The sequence below is a fragment of the Tangfeifania diversioriginum genome (assembly GCF_900141875.1).
Lineage (GTDB): Bacteria > Bacteroidota > Bacteroidia > Bacteroidales > Prolixibacteraceae > Tangfeifania > Tangfeifania diversioriginum.
The window spans coordinates 128,914-146,654 of the sequence record NZ_FQZE01000001.1 but is presented as its reverse complement, the minus strand read 5'-3'; the positions used below and the strand labels follow the sequence as shown (position 1 = coordinate 146,654).

The window sequence follows — 17,741 nt, the reverse complement described above, 5'->3', positions numbered from 1 at the left end:
AATTTGGCAATAATCAGCGTTTTCAAATTTGTACCTTTGAATTTGCTCCGGTAGATTATTATTTTTAAAATATTGCTTAGAATGAAGAAAGGTTTATTAATTGTCGTAATTGTTATTCTGGCCATAGCTGCAGGATTCCTGTATTTTTCGAGAGAAGAAATAATTTTTCCGAAAGACACCACGCTGTATAAAGCCGTGCCGGTTACTTCACCTTTTTTCCTGGAATTTAATTCGCTTAAAGCTGTCCCCTTCGGGAATCCGGCAATTGACGAACTTATAGAAGCAGAAATCTGGACCCGTTTTTTTCAGCTCACTCAAAACCTCGACACGCTCATTCAAAACAGCGACAATTTCCCCGCTAATCTGCGAAACACATCTTTTGTACTCTCATTTCCTTTTGCCGGAAGGAATGATTTAGTGCCCTTGATTATTACCGGGGCAGAAGGCAATAACCGCAAAAAAGCACTCGAAAATCTCATTCATCATTTATATCCTTCAGGAAAATTTTCTTATTCAGAAAAAAAATACGGGAAACATACCATTACTGAAATAGGCAGTGCAATTAATAATGAGCCCCTATTCTATTCGTTTGCAGGCGATGTTTTTTTGATTGGCTCAAAGTCAATTTCAGTTGAACAATCAATAAGACAACTGGTTACCGATGGGATTCTTAACAACCAGTATTTCCGGGCGGTAAATAAATCTGCCGGCTCGCAGGCCGATGTGGCTTTGTATATTAATCATCAGTATTTTACTGATTATGCAGGCCAGCTCCTTAATGGAGAAACCAAAACAGAGGTAGATGAATTTGGGGAAACTCAACGTAAAAACATACGCCGCCAGTTGGAATCGTTTAAAAGTTTTGCGGAGTGGACTGAATTTGATTTTCAATTCAATGACGATCACATATTACTAAATGGCACCGCAGCAGCCGATGATTCTCTGGGGCATTTCCTTTCGGTTTTCAACGGCCAGCAAACAGTGCGGTTTCAGGCCGAAAACGCGCTACCTCAAAATACTTCTTTTTTCTGCAGTTATGCGTTTTCTGATAAAGATGAGTTTTTCAAACGCCTCGACAATTATTTCAGCCATACCGATTTTTATTACACCCGCGAAGAGCGCATGAAACGATTCGACCGCGGAACCCGCTCAAATTTTAAAAATGAATTGCAGGGCATGGTCAAAAACGAAATAATTGTAGCCACTACCACAATCCCGGTTGATCCGGAAAATAAAACGGTTTATTTTATGCTTCAAACTGAAAATCAACCAGCAGCAGAAGAGCGGCTGAATAAATTACTCTCCAATTACGCAACGCGTAACAATATTGAGCCGGCTGAAATGGGAATGCAATATGCAGTGAATGAAGAAATTAGCTATCCTGTTTACCGGTTTCCGTATCCGTCGTTTCCGGGTATTTGGCTGGGGAGCCCGTTTGGAATTGCCAAAGCAAACTACGTTGCATTCTATGGTGATTTTATGGTTTTTAGCAATACTGAGCGTGGACTGGGGGAGTATTTGCGTAGTATGGAACTGGGGGCCGGATTAACAAAAAATACTACTTTTCAGCGGGTTAAGCAAAAAAACGCAAGCCGGGCAAATATTAATGTGTATGCGGATTTAAACCGAGCCTTTGGCTTTGGAAACGAATTACTTTCCGGTAAAATGGTGGAGATCCTGGAAGAAAAGAGCGAAAGCCTGCGGAAATTTGGATTTGTAAGCTGGCAGATAAAACAGGATAAAGAGTTGTTTGCCAATTCAGTAGTTATTGATTACAACCCCAATGCAAGAGACCAGGCGCAAACGGTATGGCAAAGTACAATTGGGCAAAACATCAGTTTAAAACCCCGGTTGGTTACCAACCACAACAACGTGGCCAATCGCGAAATAGTTTTTCAGGACAAACAAAACAATTTGTTCCAGTTAACCGGCGAAGGAAGGATCCGATGGAGCATTCCGCTTTCGGAGCCTGTTTTGGGCGAAATTCACCAGGTCGATTATTACGAAAACGGGAAGCTGCAATACCTTTTCAATACAAAAGAAAAATTGTACCTAATTGACCGGGAAGGAAACAACGTGGCGCATTTTCCGGTTGAATTTGAATCGCCGGCCACCAATGGGGTAAATGTGTTCGATTACCACAACAACCGCGACTACCGCTATTTTATCGCCCACGAAGACAGAAAAGTGGTAGCCTACGATAAGTCTGGAAGTGCTTTATCAGGCTGGGTTTTTGAAACCACTGAGAGCACAGTAACAACACCAGTTCAGCATTTCAGAATCGATAACCGGGACTACATTGTTTTTAAAGATGAAACGAAAGTGTACATCCAGAACCGCCGCGGCGAAACGCGGGTTGAAACTTCAGCCTGGTTTGAAAACTCGAAAAACCCACTTTTTCTGGATTTAAACGGAACACCCAAAATTGTTACTACCGATGTTACCGGGCAGGTGCATTACATCTATTTTAGCGGGGAGCACGAAGAAAAGAAAACGGACAGTTTTGGCAAAGAGCACTTTTTTATTGTGGATGATTTGGATGGAAACACTGTTCCTGATTTTGTTTTTGTTGATGACAACCAGCTGGTTGTGATGGATGAAAACGGTAAAAAACAGTTTTCAGAAAAATTTGATAATCCGTTAACTTATCCTCCTAATATTTACACGTTTGGCCCTGAACTTAAAAAAGTGGGTGTTGTGGAAGCCACTGCCAATAGAATTCATCTTTTTAATCCGGAAGGAAAACAGCACGAAGGATTTCCGCTCCAGGGAAATACCGAGTTTAGCATTGGCAAACTATCGGATAACGACACCGGACTGAGCCTGATTGTGGGGAGCGAAGGTGGAAAATTGTACAATTATTCGCTGAACTGAAAAACTACAGCTCCAGTATCATATCAATCAGGCTGTCATCGTGTTCCAGCCCCATTTTTTTGCGCAACCGGTAGCGGTGGTTTTCAACTCTGCGCACACAAAATATTTTAATCTTATTGTTTCGGAATGATTTGTCCGTAATGCAATTTTTGTATAATTTTGCATTATTGATAAGTGACTATGCAGTTGTTTTTGCATTGTCGATAACGCAATTTTTTATAATATCTGGTACTATGGATACGCTTCGCGAAATTTCGGATTTTAAAATAAGAAATATATCCAGCCATTTCGAACGTTTTTTACTTCAAAAAATTGACTGGAATAACCGACTGACAGGAATTAGTGGAGCGCGTGGAGCTGGTAAAACTACGCTGCTGCTGCAATACCTGAAGAAGACCCATGGCTTTAGTACCGATACCATATATTTGGAACTGGATCATATCTATTTTGCGGAGAATTCACTATACGATTTTGCAGTTCAGTTTGAGAGGGAAGGAGGAGAATTGCTTTTACTCGATGAAGTACATAAATATAAAAACTGGTCGCACGATCTGAAATTGATATACGATAACCTTCCCCGACTGAGAGTTGTATTTACAAGTTCCTCTGCATTGGAGGTTTATAAAGGCTCGCATGATCTGAGTCGCAGATTGGTTCTATATCAGTTGCCTGGGCTCTCGTTGCGTGAGTTTGTCCTTCTGAAATATAACGCCCCGCTACCTCTGTTAACCCTTGAAGACATTATTTCCAATGCCAGGGGGATTACATTAAATATTCCTCCGGAGATAAAACCTTTAAAATATTTTAAGGAATATATACATAGTGGGTATTATCCTTTTGTTATTGAAAGTGAAACCCACTACCATGAAAAGTTGTTAAATGTTTTAAATATTGTTTTGGAAAGCGACTTACCTATCATTTTTAATATCGATTTTAATTCTGTAGTGAATTTGAAAAAACTAATCGCTGTACTTTCCAGGCTTGTTCCATACAAACCGAACATCAAACGGCTCTCCGAACAAATTGGTGTTACCAGGGAAACCCTGCTCAGGTATTTGTTTTATCTCGAGAAAGCGCAAATTGTTAATTGCTTGAGAAAAGACAGTCACGGTATTAATTTTTTGAATAAGCCCGAAAAGCTTTACCTTCAAAACACCAACCTTGCTTTTGCATTAGGCAGAGATTCAATAAACGAGGGAAATACCAGGGAAACATTTTTTCTTAATCAATTGAAGGTTGGAAATAGTGTTGAATATCCATCAAAAGGAGATTTCATGGTAAATAATAAATTCATTTTTGAAGTAGGGGGCAGAGGAAAGTCACAAAAACAACTGAAAGATTTGTCCAATGCATTTATTGTAAAAGACAACATTGAAATTGGATCCGGAAATACAATTCCTTTATGGTTGTTCGGATTGCTTTATTAACTAAAATTTTACAGCTCCAGTATCAAATCAATCAGGCTGTCATCGTGTTCCAGCCCCATTTTTTTGCGCAACCGGTAGCGGTGGTTTTCAACTCCCCGCACCGAGATGCCTAAAAGCGGGGCAATTTCTTTTGAAGTCAGGTTCATACGCAGAAAAGCGCAAAGTCGTAAATCTTTGGAAGTTAATTCAGGGAATTTTTCCTTTATTTTATGCAGGAATTGTTCGTGTGCCCGTTCAAAGTTAGTTTCAAAAAGATGCCAGTCTTCGTGACTTGAAATATTATCGTCTATTTTTTTTATGAGATGCAAATAGTATTTGTCGGGATACCGCGTTCCCAGTTGTTCTTTCTGGTTGGTCACCGACTGTTTCAGTTTTAACAGGAACTCGTTTTTTTTCACAATTGCCATTGTGGAGTTGGCCAGCTCTTTGCTTTTGTGTTCCACCTCGTTGCGGAGTTTTTCGTTGCGGAGTTTTATCAATTCCTGTTCTCTTTTTTCAAGTCGGCGGCGTTCTTTTTTGCGTGTCCGCCTGACTCCCCAAACCTGTAGCCCGAGCACCAGGAATATGAATGCCAAAATATAACCCGCTCCTGCGTAGTTGCTTAAATACCAGGGAGGAAGAATATTAATATTTATGCTGTGCTGCATACTTTCATTTCCCCACGCATCAACAGCCTTAACCAGCAGTTGGTATTCGCCGGCAGGCAGCCTGTCGAAACTAAAAACCGGAACTTCTTTTTTCTCCGACCATGTTTGGTCAATTCCTTTTAAAAATGCCTGAAATTGAATTGGCCGGTGCGTAAAATGCGGGAAAGCATATTTTACTTGTATGTTGTTAAATTTGAATTTAACTTCCAGGTTCGATTTGATGCTTTTCGTTTGTTGTACTCCCTGGTTATCAGTCAGTTTGATTTTCCGTAGTTGCGGAGCATAATTTTCTATTTCAGTCAGCGAATCGGTTTGGGAAAAATCGAACCAGGCAATGCTGTTCTCGAAACAAATGATTGCTTTAGTGGCTGTGAGTGGTACTATGTTTTCAAAACCATCAATCATCTCGTGCGGGGCAAAAACCTGGTTGGGAATAGATTTTATCAATTCTGCTTCATTTTCACGGATTAGAAACAGCCCGATTTTTTCTTTGGTAATAAACCAGTAATGGTGATTGGGAGCCGGGACAATCCGGTGCGCCGCTGTAAATTCTCCGAGTTTTTCATTCAATAAGTGGTAGGGAACGATGGAGTCATTTAAATCATTATAGGTGAAAAGTTGTTCTTCGGTAGTGAATACAATGCGGTTTTCAACTTTAAAAACATGGATGGAATGGTCTTTTTCAAAAGCTGAATTCTTTCCGTAATATTGAATACTTACAGCACTGTCGCGCGAACTATTTAACTGAAGCTTGTAAACTCCGCGGTGCATGTGGCTGGCCCACAAATTCCCGCGATGATCGAATTCTATGTACCGGATAAGATCATAAAAACCGTTGATTGTGCCCTTTTGCCGGTATTCAGAATTAACTTTGTCAAAAATTACCAGGTTCGAATAAGTTGATTGAATTAACCTGCCTGGTTTTAAGGGATCTTCGGTTATTGAAAAACCACCCGCCTGGCTGGATATCAGGTTGATTTCGTTGTTTTTAATGCCCAGCACCCCTTGATTAAAACCTACAAATAACTGGTTGTCCATTTCGCTGATATCCCAAACCTGCCCGCTCGTTTCAGGAGCAAGGGTATAATCGGCACTGGCGTTCTGTCGTTTTTTGTGAAATAATCCCCGGTTGGTTCCCAGGTAAATTTTGTCTTCAAAAACAGCTACATCGTAAATACTGCCAATTCCCGGAATGGGGTCATATTTAATGCCACTGCCCGTTTTGTAAGAAATAAAATCAATCCCGCTGTCCAGCGCAAACCAGTCATTTCCATATATATCGTTAGCAATATCCAGAATGGTATTGTTCTGAAATCCGTTGGAGGTATTATAGCTTGAAATTTGTTGCCCGTTTTCATCGAAAACAACAATTCCGTCAATAATAGTTCCGATAATCAAATGTCCGTTTTTGTTGATATGTGCCCGGTTCACCTCATTTCTTTTGAAATAATCACTCCACTGCTGATTCCATTCCTTCAGTTGTAGTCCATCCCACATGAAAATTCCATCCGATGAAGTGCCGATAAGGATTTGATCGTTTGGGTAGGGAATTATAAACCGGATAATTGCGTTTTCAAGTTGAGGATCAGTAATAAACGGTTCCGTTTTTTCGTCTGAAATGGTGTAAATCCCCTTGTCTCTCACCCCAATCAGAATTTTATCCTCCACGCGGTTCATTGATGTTACAAAACCGGGTAGCTCAACGGATGTAATTTTATTGTTTTTATACTTTAATATTTTGGTGAATGAATGAAAATAAACAGTATCATTTAAAAAGCAGATATTCCAGAATTCGTCATTTTTGCCAAGCAATTCATCCGCCAGCAGGTTAAGTGAGTTATAATTCAGTTTTCCATTCCGGTCTGCTTTCCAAAATCCAATTTCGCGATAGCCGCCTGTAAAAATTGTGCTGTCGTTGAAAACACTTACTGAGCGGAGAATGGTTTGGTTTGGCAAACGGTAAAGCTCCCAGCTGGTACCGTCAAATTCGAGCAACCCGGCATGGTTGGCAAAATACATAAACCCGTTGGGGCTGGCATCAACCGACCAGTTTTGGTTGGCTGCCCGGTACTCTTTTTTGCTGAAATTTTTAATGTGCCACTCCTGCGGGCGGGCCAAAAGAGATGAGCTCCATATAAAAACGGATAACCATAAGAAACAAAATATGTAAAGCCATTTTTGCATGGTTAAATACAATCTTTACTAAAAGTTGCAGTTCAATTCATTAGCCTGGCACTCATCATTGTATCAAAAGTAATGAGTTTTTCTGTCTTTTCTGAAATATACCGCACTTTTTAGCTTGAAACCTCTTGGTTGTTTGATACGTAATCTTAAAAGAGTTGGGTTTTTAAAATGCTGGTTTCCAATGAATAAAATGAATCCTGACAAGGGGGTATGAGTTAGTTGTGAGGTGCCCAAATTGCTTCATCACGCAAAGTGAAATAGTAGTGAGGCAGTTTTTTTTCCGTTGGTGTGAACATCCCATAAATTGTACTCAGGATTTCAACTGATAAAAATTAAAATATGAGCTATGAAAAAATTATCATTTCTTTTCTTACTGATTTTTTCGGTTACATCGTTAATGGCACAACAAACTGTTGTTGTAACAGGCAAGGTAACCGATGAAAGCGACCTGGGGCTACCCGGGGTAACAATACTTGAAAAGGGGACTCAAAACGGAACAATTACCAATTTCGACGGTGACTATTCCATTGAGGTTCCGCCAGATGCAACGCTTTCCTTTAGTTTCGTGGGTTTTATTACCAAAGAGGTTAGTGTTGATGGTTCAACAACCATCGACGTTGAGCTGAAGGAAGATATTATTGGATTGGAAGAAGTTGTGGTAGTGGGCTACGGAGAACTAAAGGTGAAAGACCTCACCTCTTCCATTTCCACAATTGAATCGGCAGAGTTGGTAAAAACTCCATCAGGGCAGGCCATGCAGGGATTGCAGGGCAAGGTTGCCGGAGTGCAGGTGGTAAGTGCCGGTTCGCCGGGAGCGGAACCCACCGTGCGTATTCGTGGAGTCGGTTCGTTTCCTACAAGCAGCAACTCATCACCATTGTATGTAGTGGATGGAATGTATTTCGACAATATCGATTTCCTGAACCCTTCGGATATTGAAACACTCTCGGTATTGAAAGATGCATCCGCATCGGCAATTTATGGTGTAAGAGCTGCAAACGGAGTAGTTCTTATCACTACAAAAGATGGCTCGCTCAATACTGAAACTACTATTACCTACGAAGGTTACATTGGAATGCAGGTGCCGCAAAATGTGTTGCAAATGGCCAACTCGGAGCAATTTGTAAATTACATCAATCAGGTAGGCGATCCGGCCGACATCAGCTTCATCCAGAATGCCATGCAGCGCTACGGAAGAAGCCGGATTAACCCCAATGTACCCAATGTAAATACCGACTGGTATGCTGAAATAATGAAACCTTATGCACAACAGCAAAACCATTCGCTGTCGATTTTGGGAGGAACCGAAAAAACTTCTTATTCAATTGGCATTAGTTATTTTGACCAGGAAGGGCTGCTTGAAACTGAAAATTCATTCACCCGGTTAAACCTGAGAACAAAAATTGACCATCAGGCCAATAACTGGCTTAAGGCTGGAGTTAATTTTAATGTGAGCAACGGTACCAGGTATATTGCAAACGATGCCGCCTGGTTTAGTGCATACCACGCAGTTCCTATTCTTCCGGTTTACGACGATCAGAATTACGAACAGCTGGTGAATAACGAAACCCCAAATCCGAGCCGGTATTCCAGTGCACAACTCATTGGTTACCGCGGTTCGCAGAATCCCTTTCTCAGCCTCGATTTTAATGAAGACAGGCAGGATATAAGAAAAGCGCTTTCCGGGATTTATACTGAAGTAGATATATTGCAGGATAAGCTGAAATTTAAAACCAATTACAACGTTTCTCTAACGTTTATTAAAGGGCGGAATGTGGGAATACCATATTATATAACAAATTCTACAAACAGGCCGCTTTCTACAATCTCATCTTCCCGTACAACTATTGTAAATCAGTTTTTGGACAATACACTTACATACACCGATAGTTTTGGCGACCATAATTTAACGGCCATGGCCGGTACTTCCTACCGCGATGAATGGTACGATTACTTAAGCGGTTATGCAGAAGACATCCCACTGAATGAAAATTCCTGGTACATTGGCCAGTCCCGGGCTCAGTGATCCAAAACAGCTGACGATAACGCAGAAAGACTTTATGGGGTTTCCTATTTCGGAAGGGTTTCCTATAATTTTAAAAACAGGTACATTGCTTATGTTACCCTCCGCCAGGAAGGTACATCAAAATACCAGGAAAAATGGGGCACTTTTCCGGCGTTTGGTTTAGGCTGGGTGGTTTCTGAAGAAGATTTTTTTCAGGGTGTTGATTTAATTGAGTACCTGAAGCTGCGCGGTGGCTGGGGACAATTAGGAAACGATAAAATTGCCCGGCAGGACGGTGCTAACACAACCAATCCGGTTTATCTGGCTATCGACGATACTCAGGTGAATGGTTCGGTTACTACCAGCACTTTCGGCTACCTGGGTTGGGAAACTGTAACAGGTACCAATGTTGGGTTAACCGCTGAAATGTTCGATGGTCGTTTAAGTATTGAATCGGACTACTACGTTCGCGATACTGAAAATGCTGCCATTCCGGTAAGCCTTAAACTTCAGGCAGGTAGTGTGTTAAGAAATGTGGGAACCATCCGTAACCAGGGGCTTGAAATGGTGTTGAACTGGAAAGGGAAAATTTCCAGTGATTTTTCCTACACCATCGGCGCCAATTTTTCAACTTTAAAAAATGAGGTGCTCGACCTTTACGGGCAATCCTATATCAACGGAGGTTCAGCGGAGTTCCGCCAAAGATCACAGGTGGGCGAACCGCTAATGTCATTCTATGGCTACGAGGTAGAAGGAATTTACCAGAATCAGTCCGAAATTGATAATGATCCCATTGCCTCTGCAAACGGCCTTGTTCCCGGCGATTTCAAATTCAGGGATCAGGATAGCAACGATGAACTGAACGATGACGATAAAGTATTTCTGGGTTCATACATTCCTACCTTCAACTACGGAGGTTCTTTGGGGCTGACCTACAAAAACATCGATTTTTCCATGAACATTATGGGGCAGGCCGGGAACAAAATCCTGAACCGCAAGCGTGGAGAAATTATCTGGACCAACGATACAAACATCGATGCCGACCTGGCCGATGGTTTGTGGAATGGCGAAGGCACTTCCAATAAATACCCTTCAGCTTCCGGGCTGCGCAGGGGCTGGAACCAGAATTTCAGCGACTACCTTTTGGAAGACGGCGCTTTTTTCAGAATTCAGAATGTGCAGTTAGGTTATAACCTGAAAGGAGCAGAACTGATTGGTGAGGGCATGCCGGATGCAAGAATCTATTTTACAGCCGAAAGGCCGCTGACGCTGTTTAAATATAACGGCTTTAACCCGGAAGTACCGAACGGAATCGACCGTCAGTTTTATCCCGTACCCGCAGTTTATACGTTAGGGCTTAATCTTAAATTCTAAAATTGATAAAGATGAAAGTAAAAAATAGTTTCAAATATAGTGTGCCTGTAATTATTGCAGCGCTTTTAATGGCAATGGTTTTCGGATGTACCGAAAAGCTGGATGCACCCTTTGAAGATGAAACATTTACAAGTGATGTCGATTATTCAAATGGTGAAAATATGGTCCTTCCTTTACTCGGGGCTTATCATGGATTATATACCCGCGGCTGGGAAGAGCCTTTAACCCTAGGAATCCGCGGTGATGATGTAAATGCCGCCGGCGATCAGGTTCCCATGCAGGAACAGGATGAATTTAAATATTTCCCCAGCCAGTGGAACTTAAATGCATTGTGGCAGGGGCATTACAACGACATTGTGAATGTGTTTACAGCAATGGATGAAATTGAAAAGTACAGGCCGGCTGCAAATAACGATGCACTGGCAGATCAATATCTGGCCGAATGCAGGGTAATCCGATCTTATTTGTACCTGAACCTGGCCCGCGCTTTTGGAGGTTGTATTGTAATTGATGAACTGGACAATATCCAGAATACTCCGTTGAGTAACAAAGCGGAAGTAATGCAATACATTGTGGAAGAAATGGACGAAGTCATTCCCAACCTGCCGGGTGTAAACCCAAACAAACGTCCTGATATACCTGGAGGAATTACCAGTTACACTGCTTATGCGCTTCAGGCGCTGGCTTATCAGGAGTTGGAAGATTACCAGGGAGTGGCCGACGCAACCTCTGAAATCATCAGTTCCGGTGAATATCAACTGGCAGATGATTTTTACCACCTCTTTAAAAAAGCCGGGAAACTGGATGACGAAATCATCCTGGAATTTCAGTTTTCTGACTTTGACCAGGGTGAAGGCGATCGTTTCGGACATAATTTTTCTCCTTTCGGAATTGGCGGCTGGACACCCAAAGTTGAAGGGGCCGGAGCCGGTTGGGGATTTTACGAGCCAACCATGAAATACATTAAATTTATGCTCGACCGCGGTGAAACCGTACGCCTTGAGACTTCTGTAGTGTTTACTCCCGATGGAATTACCGAAGTTCAAAATGAATACGGCGAAATCCCGGAATGGATTACCAATACAAATCGCGAAGGCGACGTGTTTAACAACAATGCCCGCCTTAATTTTGCCAGCGGTAAATTTATTCAGCCTTCCACTGAGCTGATTCCTGGAAGAACTGGTTTTGGCAGCAATAAAAATCTCATCGTTATCCGCTATTCAGAAATCCTGCTGATGTATTCCGAAGCATTAACAAGAGGTGCCTCGGGCAACTCATCCTTGTCGGCGGACGATGCCGTTAACCTTGTTCGGGCCAGAGCAGGGTTGACTGATTTGACCGATGTGTCAACACAGGATGTGCTGGACGAAAAACTGGCTGAGCTGGGAACCGAATGGGGCATTCGGTATTACGATATGGTAAGAACTGAAAACACTGCTGAATTGAGCCATGCTGGCAAAACATTTACAATGGACAAAGCTTATTTCCCATTTCCTGCAGATCAGATTGCTGAATTACCACAACTGGAAGAAGGAATTGACTAAAAAAGATAAGATATGAAAACCTTAAATAAAATTATAGTTTTTGCACTGGCACTTATTGTTTTAGGTGCGTGCGATCAGAATTATATCGATGATTTATCGAAAGTAGAAGTGGGATCCGATGAAACTGCGCCCGCAGTGACAATCAATTCACCGGCCGATGGGTATCAGATAAAAGTGCCTGAAGCAGTTGCTCCTGTTACCATCAGTTTTGAAGCAACCGACGATATTGAACTAAGCACAGTTTCAGTAAAAATAAACGGCACTGAAATTCAGAGTTATACTGATTTTAAAGATTACCGTCGCCTGGTGGATGAACTGGTTTACGACAATGTAACCAACGGAGCCCATGTGCTGGAAATTACCGCCACCGACCTGGATGGTAAAAGCACCACCGCTTCAATTAATTTCGAAAAAGTTTCACCCTACACTCCAAAATATGCAGGTGAAACATTTTACATGCCATTCGATGGCGACTACATGGAGCTGATAAGTTTTCAGACAGCTGCGGAAGTGGGCAATCCCGGTTTCGCCGGAGAAGGCGTTTTGGGTGGAAATGCTTATCAGGGAGCAACCGATTCCTACATTACGTTCCCGTTTGAAGATTTGAAGAGTGATGAATTTAGTGCCACGTTCTGGTATAAAGTCGATCCTTCACCCGATCGTGCCGGAATTTTAAGTATAGGCGCGGAGCCTGAAAACCGCCAGCAAGGTTTCCGTTTGTTCCGCGAGGGCGGTGCTGAAAGTCAGCAGTTAAAACTGAACGTGGGAACCGGAAGCGGCGAAAGCTGGAACGACGGCGGAGTCCTCGATGCAACAGCTGGCGAATGGGTGCATGTGACTATTACTATTACGCCAACTGAAAATGTGATGTATTTTGACGGGGTGCCTGTGAGAACATCTGCTATGGAAGCTCCGGTTGACTGGACTGGCTGCGATGATATTACCATTGGCGCAGGAGGGGAAACATTCAGCTACTGGAACCACCTTTCTGATTTAAGTTTTATTGATGAATTGCGTTTCTACAACCGTGCGCTTTCAGGTTCCGAAATTCAGCAGATCATTTTTGACGATATGCCTTACGAACCCAAATACGATGGGGAAGTTTTCTATATGCCGTTTGAAGGAAGCAACAAAGACCTGGTTTCCGACACCGAAGCCACCGAAGTCGGTTCACCCGGTTTTGCTGAAGGAAAAGTTGGTCAGGCCTATGCAGGAGCAGAAGAATCATACCTCACTTTCCCAACCGATGATTTTCTTGGTGACGAATTCAGTGCGGTTTTCTGGATGAAAATTAATGCAGAGCCAAACCGGGCAGGAATTCTTGCTGCAGGGCCGGAGGACACTGATCATGCGGAATATCCGGAAAAACAAAACGACCGTACCAAAGGATTCCGGTTCTTCCGCGAAGATGCGGCCGGAAACCAAAGGTTTAAGCTGAATGTTGGCACCGGCGATGGTGAATCCTGGTTCGACGGCGGCGAAAATGCCGACGTTGATCCGTCAACCGGGGAATGGGTGCATTTTGCATTCTCCATTGCAGCCGATCATAGCACTGTTTATATTGACGGAGAAGTGGTGAGCGAAGGTGATTTTGGTGGAATTGACTGGACCGGTTGCGATATTCTTTCCATCGGTTCGGGCGCTCCGCGATTTTCCGAATGGGGCCACTTGTCAGATTTAAGCCTGATGGACGAACTCCGATTGTTTAATAAAGCACTCTCGCAAACAGAGATACAGGCCATTATTGATGCAGAGAATTAAGATTCTTTGCGAAAAATGGTCGGGGTAGTTTAGTTAGTTAGTTTTATGAAGTAGGTTGAAAGGCTGCCTGGCAAGTTACGGGCAGCCTTTCTTTTAAAGTTGAAATGATGAAAAATTTTATACTGATTGGTCTGCTGCTGGTCGTGGCAGCTTGTTCCAATTCAAAACAAAATAAAAGCGAAGAAGAAATAAAAAGCGCAGTTTCTTTAACTGATGAGCAACTGCTCGACTCGGTGCAGTACCACTATTTTCAATATTTCTGGGATGGCGCGGAACCCAACTCCGGAATGGCCCGCGAACGGTTTCATGAAGACGATGTTTATCCGCAAAACGATAAGCATATTGTAACTACCGGAGGAACAGGATTTGGCCTCATGGCCATTCTGGTGGGCATTGAACGCGGTTTTATTACCCGGCAGCAGGGCTTCGAACGCTTTCAGCAAATTGTGGATTTCCTGGAAAAGGCCGACCGCTTCCATGGGGTTTGGCCGCACTGGCTCAATGGCGAAACCGGAAAAGTGAAACCTTTTTCCCAAAACGACGATGGCGGCGACCTCGTGGAAACTTCATTCCTCGTTCAGGGACTTCTCGTAGTAAAAGAATATTTTAAAAGCGGAAATGACGAAGAACAGCAACTGGCAGCCAAAATCGACCGGCTTTGGCGCGAAGTGGAATGGGACTGGTACACCCAGGGCGAAAATGTGTTGTACTGGCACTGGTCGCCCAACGTGGGTTGGGAAATGAACCACAAAATCACAGGTTACAACGAATGCTTGATTACCTATATTCTGGCCGCCGCCTCGCCAACGCATCCCGTTAAGCCCGAAGTTTACCACGAAGGCTGGGCGCAAAACGGCGATATTTCTGTGGAAAACACCACATGGGGCCATACGCTGCGGTTAAAGCACCATGCCGACCCCGAAAAAGGCGGGCCGTTGTTCTGGGCGCACTATTCCTACCTCGGGCTCGATCCACGCGGCCTGACCGACCAATATGCTGACTACTGGGAACTCAACGTTTCCCACACCATGATTAACCGACAGCATTGCATCGAAAATCCGAACAATTACGAAGGTTATGGCGAAAACTGCTGGGGACTTACCGCAAGTTATTCGGTACCGGGAGCAGCCCGCTACTTTAATGGCCAAACCGATGAAAAACCTGAAACAGGCAATTCGGGCCAAACAGGTTACGCCGGGCACCGTCCGTCATTCGATTTGGGTGTGATTTCGCCCACAGCGGCACTCTCATCATTTCCCTATGCACCCGAAGAAGTGATGCCGGTTATTCGCCATTTTTACGAAGATCTAAGTGATAAAATCTTGGGTGAATACGGTTTTTACGACGCCTTCAGCGAAGAATATGAATGGTATCCGCAACGTTATCTGGCCATCGACCAGGGGCCGGTTCCGGTGATGATTGAAAACCACCGTTCCGGATTACTGTGGAATTTATTTATGCAGAATGAAGACGTGCAGCAGGGATTGAAAAAACTGGACTTTAGCAGTCCGCATTTTGAATAATCATGTTAAGGTCGCTGTTTTTAACCGGAATTTTAGTTTTTGCGCTTGTCTCGGTCTGGGCGCAGGAAGCATTCTTTTTCACCGAAGGAACAGATGAAACGTTTTATGACCAGGGCATTGTCAACGTGGAAAGCATGGGCGAGAGCAGTTTCGAACATACTAACCCACCGGGGTTGCCGCAATACAACGATAAAATTCCCTGTTCAACAAATGCCTGGAAAGGAAACACTTCCCTGAAATTCAATTATACTTCAGCCGAAAACGGAAACTGGAGAGCCACTGTTTATCGGAATGATTGGTCAACGGTTGATATTACCGGGCTGGATACGCTTTCGTTTTATATTTACGCTGAAGAGACGCTTCCAAAATCTGCTTTGCCGCTGATTGGGCTCACAGCAACAAACAATGATTTTACAGGCGACCTCTTCTCTAATTTTTATGCATTAGCTGATTTTAACGAGGATATTTCTGCAGATCAGTGGGCAAGGGTTGTCTTCCCATTAAACAAAATTACAGATGACAGCGATAACAACCTTCTCAACTTTTCTTCTGTAAAAGGCGTGGTGTTTCGCCAGTCGGAAACCAACGGAACATCGCGGCTGATTTTGGTCGATGAAATTTCAGCATTCAAAAGCCTTTCTGAAATTCCTGCCGTGGAGAATTTTGTAGCAACCGGTTACGACAGTCACGCCGAACTCAACTGGGAATTTCCCATGGAAGATTTGACCTATCGGATTTATGCTTCATTCGACCGCGGAGCGAATTTTGAACTTCGCGCTGAAACGTCCGAAAATTATTACCTCGATTTTGTTCCTGAACAGGCACGAAACAGCGAAGTGATTTACCGGGTGGTTTCCGCATTTCAGGGAAACGAATCGGAACCGGCAGAAGCATCTGCCCAAATCCGCGATTTTTCGGACGACGAGTTGATGGATATGGTGCAACGCTCCTCCTTCCGTTATTTTTGGGAAGGTGCCCACCAGGCCACCGGAATGGCATTGGAACGCTCCAACGGGAATGGCCGCACTGCTGCTTCGGGTGCCACCGGAATGGGATTGATGGCAATGATTGTCGCTTACGAACGCGAATACAAACCACAGGAAGAAATCAAAGACCGGATTCTGAAAATTCTGGAATTTCTGGAAAATTGCGAGCGTCACCACGGTGCGTGGTCGCACTGGTACAATGCCGATACCTCCGAAACGCAGCCGTTTATGGAAGACGATGATGGAGGCGACATTGTGGAAACGTCGTTTGTGGCGCAGGGGCTGATCGCCCTGAAAAATTATTTTGCCGGAACCGATGCCAAATCGGTGCAGATCCGTGAAACAGCCGACCGGCTTTGGCGCGGCATCGACTGGGACTGGTACCGCAACGGACAAAATGTGCTGTTCTGGCACTGGTCGCCCAACTTCAACTTCCAGAAAAACATGAAAGTAACCGGCTGGAATGAGTGCCTGGTAACCTATGTAATGGCCGCTTCATCGCCAACGCACGGCATTTCCAAAGTGGTTTACGACCAGGGTTGGGCGGGCAACGGCGCCATGGTGAATCCGCGTACATTTTACGGCCACGAAATCCGGTTGTCACCCGATTGGGGCGGCCCGTTGTTCTGGATTCACTATTCACATCTCGGCATTAATCCACACGGGTTATCCGACAAATATGCCGACTACTGGCAGGAACATGTGAACACGGCAAAAATTCATCATGCCTATGCGGTGGAAAATCCGGAGGGACACACCAATTACAGCGACAAAAACTGGGGGCTCACAGCCAGCGACGATCCTGATGGTTACACAGCCCACCAGCCGGTACACAACGACAACGGGACCATCAGCCCGACCGCGGCGCTGGCCAGCATGCCCTACACACCCGAAGAATCGATGAAAGCACTCAAATATTTTTACCGTGAACGGGGTCAGGATTTGTTTGGGAAATTCGGCCCCTACGATGCGTTTAACGACAACCTCGGTTGGGTGCAAAAAGCGTACATCGGCATCGATCAGGGACCGATTGTGGTGATGCTGGAAAACCACCGTACCGGTTTGCTGTGGAATACAGTGATGAAAGATGCCGATTTGCAGGCGGGCCTCGACAAACTGGGGTTTGAATATGAAGTTTCAACAGAAGCGAAAGAAATTCAGGAAAATGTCCAATTTAAAGTTTATCCAAATCCTGCAGAAGGCTATTTCTATGTCAACCTGAATTCATCTTTTCAGAACAAAACAATTACAGTAAAAATAACAGGTCTCGACGGGAAGTCTGTATTTACAGAAGAATTTATCTGGCCTGTCACGAATTTTAAAATAGATTGTTCGGGTATTGATTCCGGATTTTATGTAGTTGAATTGTCCGGCGGAGATTCATTCTTCAAAACGAAACTGCTGATTCAAAACTAA

9 protein-coding genes are annotated in these 17,741 nt (G+C 43.7%); 8 read left to right on the top strand and 1 reads right to left on the bottom strand.

Annotated features, from left to right (window positions below; all coding sequences use genetic code 11):
* Positions 1-81 precede the first annotated feature (81 nt).
* Both BUC07_RS00645 and BUC07_RS00640 read left to right on the top strand, forming a co-directional pair.
* A complete protein-coding gene (locus BUC07_RS00645) occupies positions 82-2,874 on the top strand; it encodes a hypothetical protein (protein ID WP_073164014.1) in 2,793 nt (930 codons plus the stop codon).
* A gap of 233 nt (positions 2,875-3,107) precedes the next feature.
* Positions 3,108-4,301 (top strand): ATP-binding protein, encoded by a 1,194-nt coding sequence (locus BUC07_RS00640; protein WP_073164012.1) that lies wholly within the window; start codon positions 3,108-3,110, stop codon positions 4,299-4,301.
* A gap of 8 nt (positions 4,302-4,309) precedes the next feature.
* On the opposite strand, the gene BUC07_RS00635 is transcribed toward BUC07_RS00640, so the two are convergent.
* Entirely contained in the window at positions 4,310-7,132 is a 2,823-nt protein-coding gene (locus BUC07_RS00635) for a triple tyrosine motif-containing protein (RefSeq protein WP_073164009.1), read from the bottom strand.
* A gap of 346 nt (positions 7,133-7,478) precedes the next feature.
* Between BUC07_RS00635 and BUC07_RS21210 the strand changes: the two genes are divergently transcribed.
* The 6 genes from BUC07_RS21210 (at position 7,479) to BUC07_RS00610 (ending at position 17,741) form a co-directional block, all read left to right on the top strand.
* Entirely contained in the window at positions 7,479-9,158 is a 1,680-nt protein-coding gene (locus BUC07_RS21210) for a SusC/RagA family TonB-linked outer membrane protein (protein ID WP_245792590.1), read from the top strand.
* Between the two features lie 168 nt (positions 9,159-9,326).
* Positions 9,327-10,511, top strand: coding sequence for a SusC/RagA family TonB-linked outer membrane protein (locus BUC07_RS21205; RefSeq protein ID WP_245792588.1), 1,185 nt, complete (start codon positions 9,327-9,329; stop codon positions 10,509-10,511).
* Between the two features lie 11 nt (positions 10,512-10,522).
* Positions 10,523-12,055, top strand: coding sequence for a RagB/SusD family nutrient uptake outer membrane protein (locus BUC07_RS00625; RefSeq protein WP_073164006.1), 1,533 nt, complete (start codon positions 10,523-10,525; stop codon positions 12,053-12,055).
* Between the two features lie 12 nt (positions 12,056-12,067).
* The gene (locus BUC07_RS00620) at positions 12,068-13,816 is read left to right on the top strand and encodes a LamG-like jellyroll fold domain-containing protein (RefSeq protein ID WP_073164003.1); all 1,749 of its coding nucleotides are present in this window, start codon (positions 12,068-12,070) and stop codon (positions 13,814-13,816) included.
* Between the two features lie 107 nt (positions 13,817-13,923).
* Positions 13,924-15,339, top strand: a complete 1,416-nt coding sequence (locus tag BUC07_RS00615) for a glucoamylase family protein (protein ID WP_245792586.1) — start codon at positions 13,924-13,926, stop codon at positions 15,337-15,339.
* A gap of 2 nt (positions 15,340-15,341) precedes the next feature.
* Entirely contained in the window at positions 15,342-17,741 is a 2,400-nt protein-coding gene (locus tag BUC07_RS00610; RefSeq protein ID WP_073163998.1) for a glucoamylase family protein, read from the top strand.

Coding starts and splice junctions, on each gene's coding strand:
- BUC07_RS00645 (WP_073164014.1), top strand. CDS start 82: ATGAAGAAAGGTTTATTAATTGTCGTAATTGTTATTCTGGCCATAGCT.
- BUC07_RS00640 (WP_073164012.1), top strand. CDS start 3,108: ATGGATACGCTTCGCGAAATTTCGGATTTTAAAATAAGAAATATATCC.
- BUC07_RS00635 (WP_073164009.1), bottom strand. CDS start 7,132: ATGCAAAAATGGCTTTACATATTTTGTTTCTTATGGTTATCCGTTTTT.
- BUC07_RS21210 (WP_245792590.1), top strand. CDS start 7,479: ATGAAAAAATTATCATTTCTTTTCTTACTGATTTTTTCGGTTACATCG.
- BUC07_RS00625 (WP_073164006.1), top strand. CDS start 10,523: ATGAAAGTAAAAAATAGTTTCAAATATAGTGTGCCTGTAATTATTGCA.
- BUC07_RS00620 (WP_073164003.1), top strand. CDS start 12,068: ATGAAAACCTTAAATAAAATTATAGTTTTTGCACTGGCACTTATTGTT.
- BUC07_RS00615 (WP_245792586.1), top strand. CDS start 13,924: ATGAAAAATTTTATACTGATTGGTCTGCTGCTGGTCGTGGCAGCTTGT.
- BUC07_RS00610 (WP_073163998.1), top strand. CDS start 15,342: ATGTTAAGGTCGCTGTTTTTAACCGGAATTTTAGTTTTTGCGCTTGTC.